Origin of the sequence: Ornithinimicrobium faecis (assembly GCF_023923225.1) — a bacterium.
In the GTDB taxonomy this organism is placed as follows: domain Bacteria; phylum Actinomycetota; class Actinomycetes; order Actinomycetales; family Dermatophilaceae; genus Ornithinicoccus; species Ornithinicoccus faecis.
Window position 1 is genome coordinate 3,691,030 of record NZ_CP099489.1, and the last position, 16,381, is coordinate 3,707,410.

The 16,381-nt window shown below is 70.0% G+C and carries 15 protein-coding genes; 4 read left to right on the plus strand and 11 right to left on the minus strand.

Going from position 1 to position 16,381, the window contains the following annotated elements:
* Nucleotides 1–2: 2 nt before the first annotated feature.
* Nucleotides 3–1,655 (plus strand): phosphoglucomutase (alpha-D-glucose-1,6-bisphosphate-dependent), encoded by a 1,653-nt coding sequence (gene pgm / locus NF556_RS17170; RefSeq protein ID WP_252592307.1) that lies wholly within the window; start codon nucleotides 3–5, stop codon nucleotides 1,653–1,655.
* 87 nt (nucleotides 1,656–1,742) lie between these two features.
* Here pgm and NF556_RS17175 read toward each other — a convergent pair whose 3' ends face one another.
* The gene (locus NF556_RS17175; RefSeq protein ID WP_252592309.1) at nucleotides 1,743–2,747 is read right to left on the minus strand and encodes a co-chaperone YbbN; all 1,005 of its coding nucleotides are present in this window, start codon (nucleotides 2,745–2,747) and stop codon (nucleotides 1,743–1,745) included.
* A 163-nt stretch (nucleotides 2,748–2,910) separates the two neighbouring features.
* Here NF556_RS17175 and NF556_RS17180 point away from each other — a divergent pair, with 163 nt between their 5' ends.
* Entirely contained in the window at nucleotides 2,911–3,762 is an 852-nt protein-coding gene (locus tag NF556_RS17180; RefSeq protein WP_252592311.1) for a TIGR03620 family F420-dependent LLM class oxidoreductase, read from the plus strand.
* Nucleotides 3,763–3,789: 27 nt separating this feature from the next.
* Here the strand turns inward: NF556_RS17180 and NF556_RS17185 are convergent, their stop codons facing one another.
* From NF556_RS17185 to NF556_RS17215, 7 genes are all read right to left on the minus strand, one after another.
* Nucleotides 3,790–5,034, minus strand: coding sequence for a hypothetical protein (locus tag NF556_RS17185; protein ID WP_252592313.1), 1,245 nt, complete (start codon nucleotides 5,032–5,034; stop codon nucleotides 3,790–3,792).
* A gap of 132 nt (nucleotides 5,035–5,166) precedes the next feature.
* The gene (gene icmA / locus NF556_RS17190; protein ID WP_252592314.1) at nucleotides 5,167–6,915 is read right to left on the minus strand and encodes a coenzyme B12-dependent isobutyryl-CoA mutase large subunit; all 1,749 of its coding nucleotides are present in this window, start codon (nucleotides 6,913–6,915) and stop codon (nucleotides 5,167–5,169) included.
* 42 nt (nucleotides 6,916–6,957) lie between these two features.
* Nucleotides 6,958–7,773 (minus strand): DUF1353 domain-containing protein, encoded by an 816-nt coding sequence (locus NF556_RS17195; RefSeq protein ID WP_252592315.1) that lies wholly within the window; start codon nucleotides 7,771–7,773, stop codon nucleotides 6,958–6,960.
* An 8-nt stretch (nucleotides 7,774–7,781) separates the two neighbouring features.
* Complete coding sequence (locus NF556_RS17200) at nucleotides 7,782–8,300, minus strand: GNAT family N-acetyltransferase (RefSeq protein WP_252592317.1); 519 nt, start codon at nucleotides 8,298–8,300, stop codon at nucleotides 7,782–7,784.
* Between the two features lie 420 nt (nucleotides 8,301–8,720).
* On the minus strand, nucleotides 8,721–9,677 hold the full coding sequence (gene meaB / locus NF556_RS17205) for a methylmalonyl Co-A mutase-associated GTPase MeaB (protein ID WP_252592319.1): 957 nt from the start codon (nucleotides 9,675–9,677) through the stop codon (nucleotides 8,721–8,723).
* 1 nt (nucleotide 9,678) lies between these two features.
* A complete protein-coding gene (locus tag NF556_RS17210; protein ID WP_252592321.1) occupies nucleotides 9,679–10,911 on the minus strand; it encodes an acetyl-CoA C-acetyltransferase in 1,233 nt (410 codons plus the stop codon).
* A gap of 65 nt (nucleotides 10,912–10,976) precedes the next feature.
* Nucleotides 10,977–12,587 carry an amidohydrolase gene (locus NF556_RS17215; protein ID WP_252592323.1) on the minus strand — a complete coding sequence of 537 codons (1,611 nt, stop codon included), beginning with the start codon at nucleotides 12,585–12,587 and terminating at the stop codon, nucleotides 10,977–10,979.
* 68 nt (nucleotides 12,588–12,655) lie between these two features.
* On the opposite strand from NF556_RS17215, the gene mce reads away from it, so the two are divergent.
* Together mce and NF556_RS17225 are read left to right on the plus strand one after the other, a co-directional pair.
* Nucleotides 12,656–13,147 carry a methylmalonyl-CoA epimerase gene (gene mce, locus NF556_RS17220; protein WP_252592325.1) on the plus strand — a complete coding sequence of 164 codons (492 nt, stop codon included), beginning with the start codon at nucleotides 12,656–12,658 and terminating at the stop codon, nucleotides 13,145–13,147.
* A gap of 10 nt (nucleotides 13,148–13,157) precedes the next feature.
* Nucleotides 13,158–14,738 (plus strand): AI-2E family transporter, encoded by a 1,581-nt coding sequence (locus tag NF556_RS17225; RefSeq protein WP_252592327.1) that lies wholly within the window; start codon nucleotides 13,158–13,160, stop codon nucleotides 14,736–14,738.
* Between the two features lie 85 nt (nucleotides 14,739–14,823).
* Here NF556_RS17225 and NF556_RS17230 read toward each other — a convergent pair whose 3' ends face one another.
* The 3 genes from NF556_RS17230 to NF556_RS17240 all read right to left on the minus strand — a co-directional run bounded on the left by NF556_RS17230 (nucleotide 14,824) and on the right by NF556_RS17240 (nucleotide 16,377).
* Nucleotides 14,824–15,501: a hypothetical protein gene (locus tag NF556_RS17230; protein ID WP_252592329.1), complete on the minus strand. Its 678-nt coding sequence runs from the start codon at nucleotides 15,499–15,501 to the stop codon at nucleotides 14,824–14,826.
* Nucleotides 15,502–15,601: 100 nt separating this feature from the next.
* Nucleotides 15,602–16,066, minus strand: a complete 465-nt coding sequence (locus NF556_RS17235) for a hypothetical protein (protein WP_252592331.1) — start codon at nucleotides 16,064–16,066, stop codon at nucleotides 15,602–15,604.
* A complete protein-coding gene (locus NF556_RS17240) occupies nucleotides 16,063–16,377 on the minus strand; it encodes a hypothetical protein (RefSeq protein WP_252592332.1) in 315 nt (104 codons plus the stop codon). Before NF556_RS17240 ends, NF556_RS17235 begins: the two co-directional genes overlap by 4 nt.
* Nucleotides 16,378–16,381 lie beyond the last annotated feature (4 nt).

Below are 16,381 nucleotides of genomic sequence, written 5' to 3' on the forward strand. Positions count from 1 at the left end.
CCATGGCCATCCACGAGCGCGCCGGGCAGCCCGCCCAGCCCGAGGACCTGACCGACATCGACGCGCTGCTGGCTGCCTACGCGCAGATCGTCCCCGACCCGGACAACATCGACCAGCAGGTCGCGTTCGGCACGTCCGGGCACCGCGGCAGCTCGCTGGACGGCGCCTTCAACGAGCATCACATCCTGGCCACCACCCAGGCGATCTGTGAGTATCGCCTGGAGCAGGGCATCGAGGGCCCGCTGTTCATCGGCAAGGACACCCATGCCCTGTCGCTGCCCGCCTGGCACAGCGCGCTGGAGGTGCTGGTCGGCAACGGCGTCGACGTGTGGATCGACCGCGGTGGCGCCGAGGCCTACACGCCGACCCCAGCGGTGTCCCGGGCCATCCTGGCGCACAACCGTGAGGTGGAGGGCGCGACCGGCACGGCCGACGGCATCGTGGTGACGCCCTCGCACAACCCGCCGCGCGACGGCGGCTTCAAATACAACCCGCCCCACGGCGGACCGGCCGACACGGACGCGACGGGGTGGATCGCCGACCGGGCCAACGAGTTGCTGCGCGCGGGGCTGGAGGGCGTGCGGCGCGTGCCGCTTGACCAGGCCCTCGAGGCGGCCGAAACCTATGACTTCATGGGCGAGTATGTCCGTGCGCTGCCACGAGTCATCAACCTCGACGCCATCCGGGAGGCCGGCGTGCGCATCGGTGCCGACCCGCTCGGTGGCGCCTCAGTGGACTATTGGCAGGCGATCGCGGACGAGCACCGCCTGGACCTGACGGTGGTCAACCCTAGGGTGGATCCGGCGTGGGCCTTCATGACCCTGGACTGGGACGGCAAGATCCGGATGGACTGCTCCTCGCCCCACGCGATGGCCTCGCTGATCGACGCCAAGGACGACTTCGACATCTCCACCGGCAACGACGCCGACTCCGACCGGCACGGCATCGTCACCCCGGACGGTGGGCTGATGAACCCCAACCACTACCTGGCCGTCGCCATCGACTATCTGTATGGCGGGGGTCGCCCGGACTGGCCCGATGGGGTTGCGATCGGCAAGACCCTGGTCTCCTCGTCGATGATCGACCGGGTCGCCGAGGACCAGGGCCGGGAGCTGATCGAGGTCCCGGTCGGCTTCAAGTGGTTCGTCCCGGGCCTGATCGAGGGCACGATCGGCTTCGGGGGTGAGGAGTCGGCCGGCGCCTCGTTCCTGTGCCGGGACGGCTCGGTGTGGTCCACGGACAAGGACGGCATCATCCTGGCGCTGCTGGCCGCGGAGATCCAGGCAGTCACCGCCAAGTCCCCCTCCCAGCGCTATGCCGAGCTGGTCGCCGAGCACGGTGACCCCGCCTATGCGCGCATTGACGCCCCGGCCAACCGCGAGCAGAAGGCCAAGCTCAAGGCGCTCAGCCCCGCGGACGTCACCGCCACGTCACTGGCCGGCGAGGAGATCACCGCGACCCTCACCGAGGCGCCCGGCAACGGTGCGGCGATCGGCGGCCTGAAGGTGCAGACCGCGAGCGCCTGGTTCGCCGCCCGCCCGTCCGGCACGGAGGACGTCTACAAGATCTATGCCGAGTCTTTCCAGGGCCCCGATCACCTGGCTCAGGTGCAGCAGGAGGCGCAGGCGCTGGTGGATGGTGCCCTGGGCGGATAGGCCCAACGACGGCGTATGCCGAGGCGCGCCGGCGGCGCACTCCTCACCGGCGTCCCCGCACCAGTGGGGACTGACTGGCCGCAGGGATCAGAAGAGCGCGCTCATCAGCGAGCCACGCGCCTTGACCACTCGCGGGTCGGTGCCGCCGATCACCTCAAACTGGCTGAGCAGATGCTTGCGCACAGTGTCGCGCTCGTCGCCAGTGGTCTTGCGCACCAACTCGATGAGGCGCAGGAAGGCGTCCTCGACGTGTCCGCCGACCAGGTCCAGATCGGAGGCCTGCACCTGGGCCTCCACGTTGGTGGGGTCTGCGGCGGCCGCCTCACGCACGGCGTTAAGGTCGAGCCCTGCGGTGCGGCGCAGCAACTCGACCTGCCCGAGTCCCAGGCGGGCGTCCTCGTCCTTGGGGTTGCTCGTGAGGGCCTGCTGATAGGCCGCGGCGGCAGCGTCCAGGTCGCCGCGGTCGATCGCGTCGTAGGCCTGCTGGTGCAGCGGCGGGAGCTCGGCCTCCTCCTGCGTGGCGGCCGCGGCATCGGCCACGCCCTCGACCCGACCGGCGACGCCGTTGGTGACGGCAGCCGAGAGGAACTGCTCCAGCAGGGCACGCAACTGCTCGACGGGCTGCACGCCCAGGAAGAAGGGCACCGGCTGTCCCTGCAACAGTCCGACCACGACGGGGAGGGAGTTGACCTGGCCGAAGGCCTCCTGCAGCACCGGCGAGAGGGCCTGCACGATGCCCGGGTTGGCGGCCAGGTCCACGGCGATCACGCGGAAGCGGCCCTCGTTGGCCACGGCCTCATCGACCAGGGTCTGCACGAACGCAGCCGACTCGGGGATCTGGTCGGTGTAGAGCACGAGCACAGCCGGCACCTGCATCGAGCCGGTCACCAGAGAGTTGAAGTCAGCGTCGGTGCCCTGCACCAGGACACCCTCGGCACCGCTCGGCGCAGCACCAGCGGTCGCGCCGCCGCCGGGGGCCCCCGCACCTGCGGCAGCACCCGGTGGGGTCTGCTGGGGCGGCCGCGAGAGGGCCGAGAGGTCGACGGCACCGCGCAGGGCGGCATTGAGCGACGAAGGGGTCGGCTGTGTCATGCCTCTATTGTGACCTGTCACCGGCCGCGGAACTGAACCGGCACCAGGGACTCAGTGCTGTGTGCGCCGCGGGGGCCGGGTGCTGCAGAGGCGTCTGGCTCGTCCCGATACGGTGACAACGAGTCTGCGTGTCCCGCCTCCCTCACGATTGGACCATGTGCCCATGGCTTCCCCTGCTGCCCCTTCCGCGTTCGGCCGCCTCGGATTCTGGCGTGGCGGAGCGCTCCTCACGCCCGAGCTGGCCGCCGCCGTGGAGCGGCTCGGCTACGGAACGATCTGGATCGGTGGCTCGCCCGCTGCTGACCTCGCCCTTGCTGAGCAGCTCCTCGACGCGACCGAGCACGTGAGCATCGCCACCGGCATCGTGAACATCTGGCAGTCCCCGGCGGCAGAGGTTGCCGCGTCCTTCCACCGGCTCGAGAGGACCCACCCGGGGCGGTTCACGCTCGGTGTCGGCATCGGGCACCGCGAGGCGCTGGGCGACCGTTACCAACGGCCCTACGCCGCCCTCGTCTCCTACCTCGACACCCTCGATGCCGAGAGCGTGCCCGCTGGGCGCCGCGTGATCTCGGCGCTTGGTCCACGCACCCTTGCCCTCTCGGCAGAGCGCGCCGCCGGCACCCACCCCTACATGACCACTCCCGCGCACACTCGATTCGCACGCGAGGCTCTCGGTCCCGGCCCTCTGGTGGCACCGGAGCAGCGTCTGGTGCCGACCATCGATTCCGCGGCCGCACGCGAGTCAGCCCGCGGGTTCCTGTCCACCTACCTGTCGCTCGCTAACTACCGCCGCACGCTGGAGTCCCACGGGTTCACTGCGGCCGAGCTGGACGACGGTGCGACCGCTGCCGCGGTCGACGCGCTTGCTCCGCATGGCACCCCCGCCGTGCTGGCGGCCGCCGTGCGGGGGCACCTCGAGGCGGGAGCCGACCACGTCTGTGTCCAACTGCTCCCGGCCCGCGAGGACCCGCTGCCCGCACTGGCGGCACTGGCTGGCGAGCTCGACCTGCGCTGAGCTACGACGCCAGTGGGACAGTTGGCGTCAGCTGCCGTTCGCGCCGACGACCTGCTCGCGGGCGGCGATGACCTCAGGGTCGCCACCGTCGGCACGCACGTGCACGGCCAGGAAGACCAGGGTGGTCATCTCGGCGCTGTCGGTGATCGTGTCGTCCTCGGCGAAGTGCGCAAACGCTGACGACGGCTCCAGGATCATGCCGTCCAGCACGTCAAAGGTGCTCTTGCGCTCCAGGACCGGGAACATGATGGCTGAGCCATCGGCCAGCTCGATCGTGCGCAGGGTGCCGGACCGCAGTGAGTGATCCTGGGTCAGCGTGGCCTGCTCGGCGACGCTGGCCGCCTGCTCCTCCGCGGCCGCACGGACCTGCGGGCCGTAGTTGTTGGTGCGGAAGTCCGGGCGCTCGTCGGCAAACGGATAGTCCAGGATCTGGAAGAGCATGTCCACGACATAGCTCGGGTAGTTAGTCAGGCCCGCCTTGCCGTCACGGATCACGGTCGACCCCTCCGAGCGGGGGTCGAAGGTGCCGATCTCGGTGCCGGCAAGCATGGGGGCGCTCCAACCGATCTTCCAGTCGCCCCCGTCCTCCTCCTGCACCATCAGGTGCAACTCGGGCAGGCCCGACTCCGGCACGGACTGCACGACCATGTAGGCCGGGAACTCACCGTCCTCGCGGCTGATGGCCAGGACATTGGGACTCGTCGGGTGATAGTCGATGACCGGGGTGATCCCGATGTCACGCAAGGAGGTGGCAGCCACGGCGGCACGCAGCTCCGAGCCGGAGAAGGCCGACTCGTTGAGCTCGGCTGCCTCCTCGGCATCAGCGTTCTGGGAGTCGGCGGCCTCGCGCATCAGCTGGCTGGCGATCTCCTCGCCCTCCTCGACGGAGAGGACACCCGCGCCGGCAGCAGGGGCGGTGATCACTGCGTCGTCGGTCTCAGAGTCCTCACCCGGCGCGGCCGTGCTGTCGCCGGCGTCACCGGTGGATCCAGCGGCGTCACCGGTCGACTCGCTCGCGTCGCCAGTGGACTCTGCCGCATCGCCCGTGGACCCTGCGGCATCACCGGTCGACTCACCCGCGTCTCCCGTGGACTCGCCAGCATCGCCCGTGGACTCACCGGCGTCACCGGTCGTGTCAGCGGCGTCGGGGCTGGCGTCAGCGGCCGTCGAGGAGGTGTCGGTGCTCTCCTCGGGCTCGTCCGAGCCGCTGCAGGCAGCGAGCAGCAACGAGGAACTGAGGGCAAGGGCAAGCGCAGTGCGGGGCAACTTCATAACGAAATGGTAAACCTCAGACTGCAGGTTCAACCTAATCCATCATCCTCAGGCAGCCCACACCGGGGGGTGGTATGCACAGCGCCCACGCACAGAAACAGCGTGACGGACATCTCATCCGAACACGGCGGATCAGAAGCGTGCGGGCTCGCGATAGACGCCCCACTCATCACGCAGCGCGTTGCAGATCTCACCCAGGGTCGCCTCGGCGCGCACGGCCTCGAGCATGCTCGGGATCATGTTCTCGCCGGTGCGGGAGGTGGCCATCATCGTCTCCAGGGCGCCCTGCACCTTGGCCAGGTCGCGGCCCTCGCGCCGCGAGCTCAGCAGCGAGACCTGATCGACCTCCACCTCGTGGCTGACGCGCAGGATCTCCAGCTCGTGGCTGACCGACTCGGTGTGCACGTTGACCCCGACGATCTTCTTGTCGCCCTTCTCCAGCGCGATCTGATACTGGAAGGCCGCCTCGGCGATCTCGGACTGGAACCAGCCCTCCTCGATGCCGCGCAGGATGCCGCTGGTCATCGGGCCGATCGGGTGGTCAAAGGTGCCGTCAGCGTTCGGGGTGCGGTCCCGCTCGCCCATCTGGCGGATGTTCTCGAAGATCTTCTCGGCCTCGGCCTCGATCTTGTCGGTGAGCGCCTCGACATACCAGGATCCACCGAGCGGGTCGGCGACATTGACGATGCCGGTCTCCTCCATGAGCACCTGCTGGGTGCGCAGGGCGACCTCGGCGGACTGCTCACTGGGCAGGGCCAGGGTCTCGTCGAGGGCGTTGGTGTGCAGGCTGTTGGTGCCGCCGAGCACACCGGCGAGGGCCTCGACCGCGGTCCGCACGACGTTGTTGAGCGGCTGCTGAGCGGTGAGGGAGACGCCAGCGGTCTGGGTGTGGAAGCGCAGCCACTGCGCCTTCTCGTCGGTGGCGCCATAGACGTCACGCATCCAGCGCGCCCAGATGCGGCGGCCAGCACGGAACTTGGCGATCTCCTCAAAGAAGTCGAGGTGGGAGTCGAAGAAGAAGGACAGACCCGGCGCGAACGTGTTGACGTCCATGCCGCGCGACTGGCCCAGCTCGACATAGCCGAAGCCGTCGGCGAGGGTGAACGCCAGCTCCTGAGCGGCCGTCGAGCCCGCCTCACGGATGTGATAGCCGGAGACCGACAGCGGCTTGTAGGCCGGGATGGTGGCGTTGGTGTATTCCATCAGGTCGCCGATCAGGCGCAGGTGGGGCTCCGGCGGGAACAGCCACTCCTTCTGGGCGATGTACTCCTTGAAGATGTCGGTCTGCAGCGTGCCGTTGAGCTTGGTGATGTCCACACCCTGCCGCTCGGCAGCCACGAGATACATGCAAAAGACCGGCACGGCGGGCCCGCTGATCGTCATCGAGGTCGTGACGTCGGACAGCGTGATGTCGGAGAACAGGATGTCCATGTCGGCAGCGGAGTCGATCGCCACGCCGCAGTGCCCGACCTCCCCCACGCTCAGCGCCTCGTCGGAGTCGCGGCCCATCAGCGTCGGCATGTCGAAAGCGACCGAGAGGCCGCCACCGCCGCGCGCCAGGATCATCTTGTAGCGCTCGTTGGTCTGCTGCGCGTTGCCAAAACCGGCGAACTGGCGGATCGTCCAGGTGCGTCCGCGATAGCCGGTGGGGTAGAGCCCACGCGTGAACGGGAACTCCCCCGGCCAGCCGATGCGCTCCATGCGCTCGTCGGCGGCCTCGGCCTCGGGGGTGGGCCCATAGACGGGCTCGACCTCCATGCCAGAGAGGGTGGTGAAGTCCGCGTCCCGGACCTGCCCCTTGGCGACCGCAGCCTCATAACGCTGCTGCCACCGGTCGCGGCCGGAGGTCTGGGAGGAGTCGGAAACAACGCTGTCGCTCATGTCCGCAGCCTACCGCTTGACGTCGCGTCAACCCCGAGTCGATCAGTCCGTATGCCGAGGCTCACCGTGGGCGGTTCGCTGCGCCTCGATCTTGTCCTGGGTGCGCACGCCCTCGGGGTTGGCCGGGCCACTGACGAGACGTTCCACGACCCGATAGACCACCAGCAGCACGGCCAGCGCGATCGTGACGTGCAGCAGGAGGGCCAGGGCGATGCCGATGATGACGCCCGCGGCCCGGAACCGTCCCCAGCTCAGCGCGAGCACGGCCGGGATCACGATGGCTCCGGCGGCGCCGCCCAGCACCTTCTGCCACCACGGGGTGTCCGGTCCACCCATCCACGGCACGAGGTCGATCACGTTGAAGAAGTCCAGGGTGGCCAACACGCCCAGCACCGTGACAGTGCCCAACAGCCCGATCAGCACCGCCCGGGTCCAGGTCTTCCCGGAGTGCCACATGGTGGTCAGGGTGACCGCCGACCACATCAACCAGGCACGGACCCGCCCGGTGCCCAGCCCGATCATCGCCTCGCGGAAGATCCGGTCGGCCTCGGGCCGGGCGAACGGCCGCCCGTCGCGATCCGTGTCCGGCCCCAGGAAGGCTCCGGGCCGCACCAGCGCGTCGTGCAGCACCGCGGCCGGCAGGAAGTCGCCGGTCCTGGGCACCAACCAGGTGAACAGTTCGGGAACCGAGGCCAGGTCGGTGGTGAAGCGCCGCAGGTCGGCCGGCACCACAAAACACTCCGCATAGTGGTCGCTGCGGAAGGCGATCTGGCGCAGCAGCGTGAAGTCGCTGCCGTCGATGCTGCGCAGTTCCAGACGGAGCGGGCCTCCCTGCTCCGCGTCGAAGAACTCGCCCATGTCAGGGCCTAGCGCCGCACCATGCGCAGCTCGACGAGCCCGTCGTCCCGGTCGGTCGTCTGCACCCCGTCGAGCCGGAAGTTGTTGCGCTCATAGAAGCGGATGGCCCGGTCGTTGCCGTCGGCCACCCAGAGGTAGGCCGGACGGTCGCTCAGCACCTGGTCCATCAGCCGCTGGGCCACGCCGGTGCCCAGGTGGTCAGAGACCACGTTGATCGCCCAGAGCTGGGTGTCGGTCGGAGGGTCCTCGTCACGGGCTGGCCCGACGCTGATGAAGGCCACGACGTCGTCACCGTGCTCAGCGACCGCGACCTGCTCGCCGTTGGGGTGGTGCCCGTCAGCCCCCATCCGCTCCATCCGCCGCCTCCACTGGATGGCAAAGCGCTCAGGGGTCAGCTCGGCGAAGGCCGCCTCGTCCATCAGCCCGACATAGGCCTCCTGCCACACCCTGCAGTGCACTGCGCCGAGCGCCTCGACGTCCTCGACCCGGGGCGGACGGATGACGTATGCCGACTCCTCCTCAGTCATGTCCCCAACCTAGCCCGTGGGTCACCTGATTGGCCATGGTGACAAGGGAGACCAAGAGGTGGACGATGGGTGTCATGACGGCCATGCCGCGCACGGGCGAGGAGTGGACGGTCGATGACCTCGACCGCCTGCCACCCCACCGAGCGCATGGGCTGGCGAAAAAACAGCCCACCGAGCACATGGACGCCTGAGAAATCCCACCACCGAGCGCGGGACCGGCGGCTGTATGCCGAGGCGCGCCTCGGCATACCCGTCCCCCGTGCGCTCGGTCGGCCTGAGAACCGCCTCCTCACGCGCTCGGTGGGGGTAAATCTCGCCACACGACGCGCTCGGTCGGCTTCGGCAACGCCGATCCCGCACGAGAGGGAGCGCCTCGGGCAGGTCCCCGCCCACGTCCCGGTCCAGCGTGGGTCAGCCCGCTCAGAGGGCGGCGACGACGCGGTCTGCTGCGGCATAGGGGTCGGACTCGCCCGCCACGACCTCCTCGGCCGCCGAGGTGAGGTCGTCGCCGTGGCCGAGCACACCCATCCGCGCCCGCAACTGGGCGAGGGCGATGGCCTCGATCTCGGCGCCGGCCCGACGGACCCGCCGGCGGTGCAGCTCGCCGTCGGCCATCCATGCGCGGTGCTTGTCGAGGGCCTCAAGGACCTCGTCGAGGCCCTCGTGCCGGTCGGCAATCGTCTTGACGACGGGCGGGCGCCACAGGCCGGGCTCGGTGCGGTCACCGAGACTGATCATGTGCCGGATCTCGCGGACAGTGTTGTCCGCGCCCTCCCGGTCGGCCTTGTTGACCACGAAGACATCGCCGATCTCCAGGATGCCCGCCTTGGCGGCCTGCACGCCATCGCCCATGCCGGGCGCCAACAGCACCAGCGTGGTGTCGGCCAGGCCCGCGACCTCGACCTCACTCTGCCCGACGCCGACGGTCTCGACGAGCACGACGTCGCACCCGGCGGCATCGAGCACCCGCAGCGCCTGCGGGGTGCTCCAGGACAGGCCACCGAGGTGCCCGCGACTGGCCATCGAGCGGATATAGACCTCGGGGTCGAGGACGTGGTCGGTCATCCGGATCCGGTCACCCAGCAGGGCACCGCCCGAGAACGGTGAGGACGGGTCGACCGCCAGCACGCCGACCCGCAGGCCGCGGGCACGCAGGCCGCTGACCAGCATGGACGTGCTGGTGGACTTGCCGACCCCGGGGCTGCCGGTGAGCCCGATGATGTGGGCGTTGCCGGTGTGCGGAGCCAGCGCCGCCATCACCTCACGCAGGGCAGGGTGATCGTTCTCGACGAGCGTGATGAGCCGTGCCACGGCACGCGCTGACCCCGCCCTGGCCTGCTCGACCAGGGCGGTGACGTCGACCTCGCGGGGAGCCAACTCAGGCCTGGGCGGGCACGCGCACGATCAGGGCGTCACCCTGACCACCGCCACCACACAGGGCCGCCGCGCCGGTGCCACCGCCACGACGAGACAGCTCCAGGGCCAGGGTCAGGACCAGGCGGGCACCGGACATGCCGATCGGGTGACCGAGGGCGATGGCGCCACCGTTGGGGTTGACCCGCTCCGGGTCCAGCCCGAGCTCCTTGGTGGAGGCCAGGCCGACGGCAGCGAAGGCCTCGTTGATCTCGACCAGGTCCAGGTCGGTGGGCTCGATGCCGTCCTTCTTGCAGGCCGCGAGGATGGCGTTGCCCGGCTGGCTCTGCAGGGTGGAGTCCGGGCCGGCGACCACGCCGTGGGCGCCGATCTCGGCCAGCCAGGTCAGCCCCAGCTCCTGGGCCTTTGCCTTGCTCATCACCACGACCGCCGCCGCACCGTCCGAGATCTGCGAGGCGCTGCCGGCGGTGATCGTGCCGTCCTTGGAGAAGGCCGGGCGCAGCTTGCCGAGGGACTCGGTGGTCGTCCCCTCACGGATGCCCTCGTCGGTGCGGAAGTCGACGGGGTCGCCCTTGCGCTGCGGCACCTTGACGGTGACGACCTCGTCGTCGAACTTGCCGTCCGCCCACGCCTTGGCAGCGAGCTGGTGGCTGCGCGCGGAGAAGGCGTCCTGCTCCTCGCGGCTGAACTCCTTGTCCGCGACGTTGGCGTCCTCGGTCAGGTTGCCCATCGCCTGGTCGGTGAAGGCGTCCCACAGGCCGTCGTGGGCCATGTGGTCACGCATCGTGACGTCGCCATACTTGAAACCGGCGCGGCTCTTCTCCAGCAGGTGGGGAGCGTTGGTCATCGACTCCTGGCCGCCTGCGACGACGACGTCAAACTCGCCGGCGCGGATCAGTTGATCGGCCAGCGCGATGGCGTCGAGCCCGGAGAGGCAGACCTTGTTGATGGTCAGCGCGGGCACGTCCATCGGGATGCCGCCCTTCACCGCGGCCTGGCGGGCGGGGATCTGGCCGGCACCAGCGGTCAGGACCTGGCCCATGATCACGTAGTCGACCTGGTCGCCACTGACCCCAGCCTTCTCGAGCGCGCCCTTGATGGCGAAGCCGCCGAGGTCCGCACCGGAGAAGTCCTTCAGCCCCCCGGACATGCGACCCATCGGGGTGCGGGCACCGGCGACAATGACCGAGACGTTCGCTCCCTGGTCGGTCTGCGGGGCGTGGGGTGTTGCGGTCATGAGGTGTCCTCCAGCGACATCGGTGGTGCGTGAGCGGTCCTGCCATCCTAGCCGCGCGGCTCAACTCACCCGCCGTGGACCAGGTGACCACCGATCACGGTTGCTCCCACGGTCATGTCGCGCAGCACCTGCGCCTGCTCGGCCGCCCGCTGCGGGAGGGGAGGGGACCCGGGAGCCCCGCCCTCGGCATACGGATCGTTGTGCAGCAGCACCAGGTCACCGGGCTCCCCCACAGTCAGCCGCCGCCCGTCGACCGAGCCGGTGAGCGCCTCGGCAGGAGTGAGCGAGAGCTCGGGGTGCCAGGCCTCATCGCCGGCGGCCCCGCGCCAGACCGCGGCCGCCATCGCCAGCCACGGGTCGAGGGGCGCGACGGGGGCGTCCGAGCCCAGGGCGAGCGGGATGCCGGCGTCCAGGAGCGGGCGATAGGCGAAGGCGTTGCGGGTGCGATCGGGCCAGAGCGTCTCGGTGGCGCTGCGGTCGTCGATCAGGTGCGCGGGCTGGATGCTGGCGCGCACCGGCAGGCCCGACCAGTGGGGCAGGTCCCTCGGGGCGACGAGCTGGGCGTGCTCAACCGAGCCGGTTGCGCCGGTCGCGCGGAAGACGTCCAGGGCCTGGCGGACCGCGCGGTCGCCGATCGCGTGCAGCGCCGTCTCCAGGCCGTGCTCGTGCGCGGTGGCGACCAGCTCGGTCAACTTCTCCTGGGTGAAGTTGGGCAGACCGTGTGACGCGACGAGGTCCGCGGAGTCGGCATAGGGGTCGCAGCACCAGGCGGTCCGGGTGTTGAGCGAGCCGTCGGAGATGATCTTCAGCGCGCCCATCCGGGCCCACCCGTCGGTGCCGGGCAGCGGGTCGCCGGTGCGCCAGCCGCGCGCGGTGATGTCGGCGAGCTTGCTGGCATAGACGCCGGTGCGCACCCGGAACGGCCCGCGCCCGGCGATCCGGGCCGGCCACAGGTCCCAGGCAGGGCTGAACTCCAGGTCCACGATGCCCACGACACCCTGCGCCCGGGCGGCCGTGATCGCCTCCAGCACAGCGGCTTCGGCCTGCTCGGCCGCGCCGGGCAGGTCGCCGAGGCGGTCATAGGCGTCGAACCACTCGTTCTCGGCGACCACGCCCTGCCGCGGCGGGCAGCCGAGCAGTTGCAGCGCCGGTGTGTTGAGCCAGCCGTGGTGGCCGTCTCCGCTGATCAGCACGACGGGCCGCCCGGGGCTGATCGCGTCCAGGTCGGCCACCGTGGGCTGGCGGTCCCAGCCGGCCGTGCGGTGCCCCCAGCCGATCAGCGGTGCGCCGAGGCCGCCGCCCGTCGCGGGGGTGCCTGCCGTGGCCTCCAGCTCGTGGCGCACCCGCTGGACGACGTCCTCCACGCTCGCCGTCCCCGACACGTCGAGCCGCGAGCGCACCAGGGCCCACTGGACCATGTGCACGTGCTGGTCCCAGAGGCCGGGGACCACCCAGCGGCCCTCCCCCGCGAGCTCGGGCACACCTGCGTCGGGCAGGTTGGTCCCGACAGCGGCCACCTGCCCGTCCTTGATCAGTATGTCGAGGGGCTGGGTCGGCTCGTCCACGCCGGCGCCCGCGTGGGTCGGCTGTCCTGCGTGGGTCGGCTGTCCCGCATGGGTCGGCTGTCCTGCATCCAGCGGCACGAGGCGCACGTCGCGCACCAGGAGTTCGCTCATGGCAGCACCGTACGGCCCGGGACCAGAAATCCACGACACCTGGCATCCCCGATCGGTAGGCTCGGCGCATGACTGGCCTTCCTGACGACGTGACCCCGCTGCTGCTCGCCATCGACCACGTGGGGATCGCCGTGCCCGACCTCGACGCGTCGATCGCCTTCCACCGCGACGTGCTCGGCCTGGTGGTGCTGCACGAGGAGACCAACGAGGAGCAGGGAGTCCGTGAGGCGATGATCGGGGCCGCTGGCGCACCGGAGGGTTCCACGCTGATCCAGCTGCTCGCACCGCTGTCCCCCGAGTCGACGATCGCGAAGTTCATCGACCGCTCCGGGCCGGGGCTGCAGCAGCTGGCCTATCGCGTGGCCGACGTCGAGGCCGTCTCTGCGGCGCTGCGCGAGCGCGGGCTGCGGCTGCTCTATGACGGCCCCCGCCGCGGCACCGGGGGCAGCCGGATCAACTTCGTCCACCCCAAGGACACCGGTGGCGTCCTGGTCGAGCTGGTTGAGCCCCCGGTCGGTGGCAGCGGTGAGGTTGGCGGTGAACACGCCGCCCATGGGTGATGATGAGTCCGTGAGCGAGGGAGAAGCCACCTCGGGTCTGGGGGGCGCGGGTCGGCGGCGGTTGCGCCTGCCCCGACTGGGCCGCGGGGCGCGTGGCGACGGCGGTGGGGTGCGTGGGCGTGGGCGCGAAGCCGTCGAGACCTGGCGGCGTTATCGCGAGACCCAGCTGACCGAGCTGGCGGAGAGCAACCGTCTGCAGCGGGAGATGATCGAGCGACGACACACCACGGTGCCGCCACAGACGACGGTCGCGCCAGCGACCTCGCCGCAGGCCACCCTGCCCGGCCTGGCGGAGCACGACCGGCCGGGGTCTGACACAGCGGGGGCTGGCACAGCGGTGACCGACCCGACCGGGGCGCACAACAGGGGCGCGGGCACGACGGGCCCACACACGTCGGGGCCACACACGTCGGGGCCACACACGTCGGGCCCACACACAACGGGACCGGGCGAAGGTGCCGCCACGACTGCGGCCGCTGGCACTGGGCCCAGCGCACCGGTGGCTGGGGCGGGCCCGTCCGAGGAGCCCATCGTCGAGCGCCGACGCGAGATGATGATGGTGACCTCGCCCTTCATGTTTGGCTTCTTCGGCGCCCTCGGCGTGCTCGTGGCGTGGTGGCTCGCGCAGAACGTCTCCCAACTCAGCTCGGTGATCACCTTCGTGGTGATCGCGATCTTCCTGACCCTGGCGCTCAACCCGATCGTGGAGAGCCTGACCCACCGCGGGCTGAACCGGCCTGCCGGCGTCTTCACGGTCTTCGTCGGCCTGATCCTGGTGCTCGGCCTGTTCACCTGGCTCGTCGTGCCGACCATCGTCTCGGAGACCTCCACGCTGATCGAGCGGGCGCCGCGCTATGTCGAGGACCTGGGCAATCAGGAGTGGGTGACGCGACTGGACGCCGAGTATGACGTCAGCACCCGCCTGGAGGCCGAGTTCGAGAACCGGCTGCAGGACAGCACCTTCATCTCCACGATCTTCGGCGGGGTCCTGGGTGCCGCAGGCGCTCTGGCTGGCGGACTCATCGGCGCCTTCACGGCACTCGTGCTGACGCTCTATTTCCTGGCCGCGCTGCCGACCGTCAAGGACGCGGCCTACAAGATCGTGCCGCTGAGCCGGCGGGCCCGGGTCATCGGGTTGGCCGAGGAGATCATGCGCCGGGTCGGTGGCTATGCCCTCGGCCAGGTCGCAGTCGCCACCATCAACGGCACCTGCTCCTGGATCATGATGCAGCTGCTCGGCGTTCCCTACGCGATCGTGCTGGCCGTCGTCGTCGGGATCCTGGGGCTGATCCCCCTGGTCGGTGCCACCATCGGCGCCGTCATCGTCGCCCTCGTGGCGCTCAGCCAGGGCTGGGTCGTGGCGCTGGTCGTCTGCATCTACTACCTGATCTATCAGCAGTTCGAGAACTATGTGATCGTCCCGCGCATCATGGCGCGCACGGTCTCGGTGCCCGGCGCGGTGACGGTGGTGGCGGTGCTGGCCGGTGGCACGCTGATGGGCGTGCTCGGCGCTCTCGTCGCGATCCCCGTGGCGGCGGGCATGCTGTTGATCTATAACGAGGTCGTCGTCCCCCGCCAGAACCGCCTCTGACCCCCGCAAAAAGATAAAGGTTTCGTACGCCCACCCCGCATTTTCGTAAAGGTCTCGCACATCCTCGAACGCTCGAGCCTGGCTGTCAGGACGCGTCGCTGATCGCGTGCATATTGGCCATCGACACCCGGCTGAACTGATAGGCGGCCAGCGTCAGCGCGGCCACCGACCCGATCCACAGGGCGGGAGCCAGCCACTCCGGAGCGCCCATGACCAGCCACACGGACGCGGCCATCAGCGCCAAAGTGATCAGGATGACCGCGATGCTGACCGCGGCTCCCCACCACGTGCCCAGGTGCCAAAGCCGCGGGAGGGTCACCAGACCCGCAGTCGCGACCAGTGCCGGGAAGACCGTGCTCACCACCAGGTCCGCGAGCGGCGGCGAGGTTCCCTCCACCTGACGCAGCACCAGGGCCGCAACCAGGGTCGTTGTGATCGTGAGCGTCAGCACGCACGCCCACCCCAGCGCTAACTGCCCCCGGGTCATCGAGCGCCGCCCCAGCCGCTGCCCGAGACCTGTCACGGTGTAGGCCGGCACGGCGAACTGCACGGCCACCACACCGCACGCCCAAGCGGTCCACGGGTCGGGGTCACCCCACGTCAGCCACGCCCAGAACAGCGCCGCACCGATGAGCACCCAGAGCGCTGCGACCCGCAGCAGGTGCCACAGCACCACCGCAGTTGCCGCGCGTGGGAAGTGCCTCCCAGCTAATCCAGGTTCGTGCCCGTCCACGACGGTCGTCTCCTCTCCTGCGACTCGCACGCCGCCACGACAGGGCGGGAGCGGCGTGCGAGACCTCTATCAAAATGCGGGGTGGGCGTGCGAGACCTGTATGAAAATGCGGGGTGGGCGTGCGAAACCTCTATATTTTTGCGGGGGCGACGCGGACCCAGCGGGAGAGCTCGACGACGGCGAGGTGGCGGCTCTGCGGCGTGCCGGTCAGCGCCACGATGCCCCAGCCGTTGGTGAGGTGGATTGTCAGGATCGTGCCGTGTGAGGGGTCGGGCTCCTCGACGAAGCTGACGTTCGCGTAGGGATGGCGCTTGGGGCCGCGCAGGGGGCGGGTGTATTCGAAACCGTCGGGCGTGATCGTCAGGGTGCCGCGCATGGCATACCGACCCAGCGCGAGCCACTTCAGGCTCGAGCGGACCACCGAGATCTGCTTGGTGGGGATCTGGGTCACCGGGCCGCCCGGGCCAGCGGTGCTCGTCGGCTCGGGGCTCGGTTTCTGGTGATAGCGGAAGATGAAGAACGCGATCCCTGCGATGAAGAGACCGACAACCGCCATGATCCCAAACGCGAGCCAGATGACGGCGGTGTCACTCACGCCCAGGCCTCCCCGGGGCGGCGCCGCTCACGAGCGGCCCAGCAGGTGGTGTGCCAGTGGCGGCGGTTCTCCACCCCGTGCATGCCAGCAGTCGGCCAAGCGACCGTATGCGGAGTGGCCGCCGGGAACTCCTGAAGGCACCCTGGGCACAGATAACGTCGACCGGAGTCGTTGCCCCGGACCTGCCGGGCAGCCCACGCCTGCCCCTGGAACTCAACCTCGTCGAGCACTGGGCCGCGGTCGGCAGGTGGCGGGCCGCCCTGCTTGGGCAGGACCCGCCCGCCGCGACGCTTCCGGTTGGACCGGCCCACACCG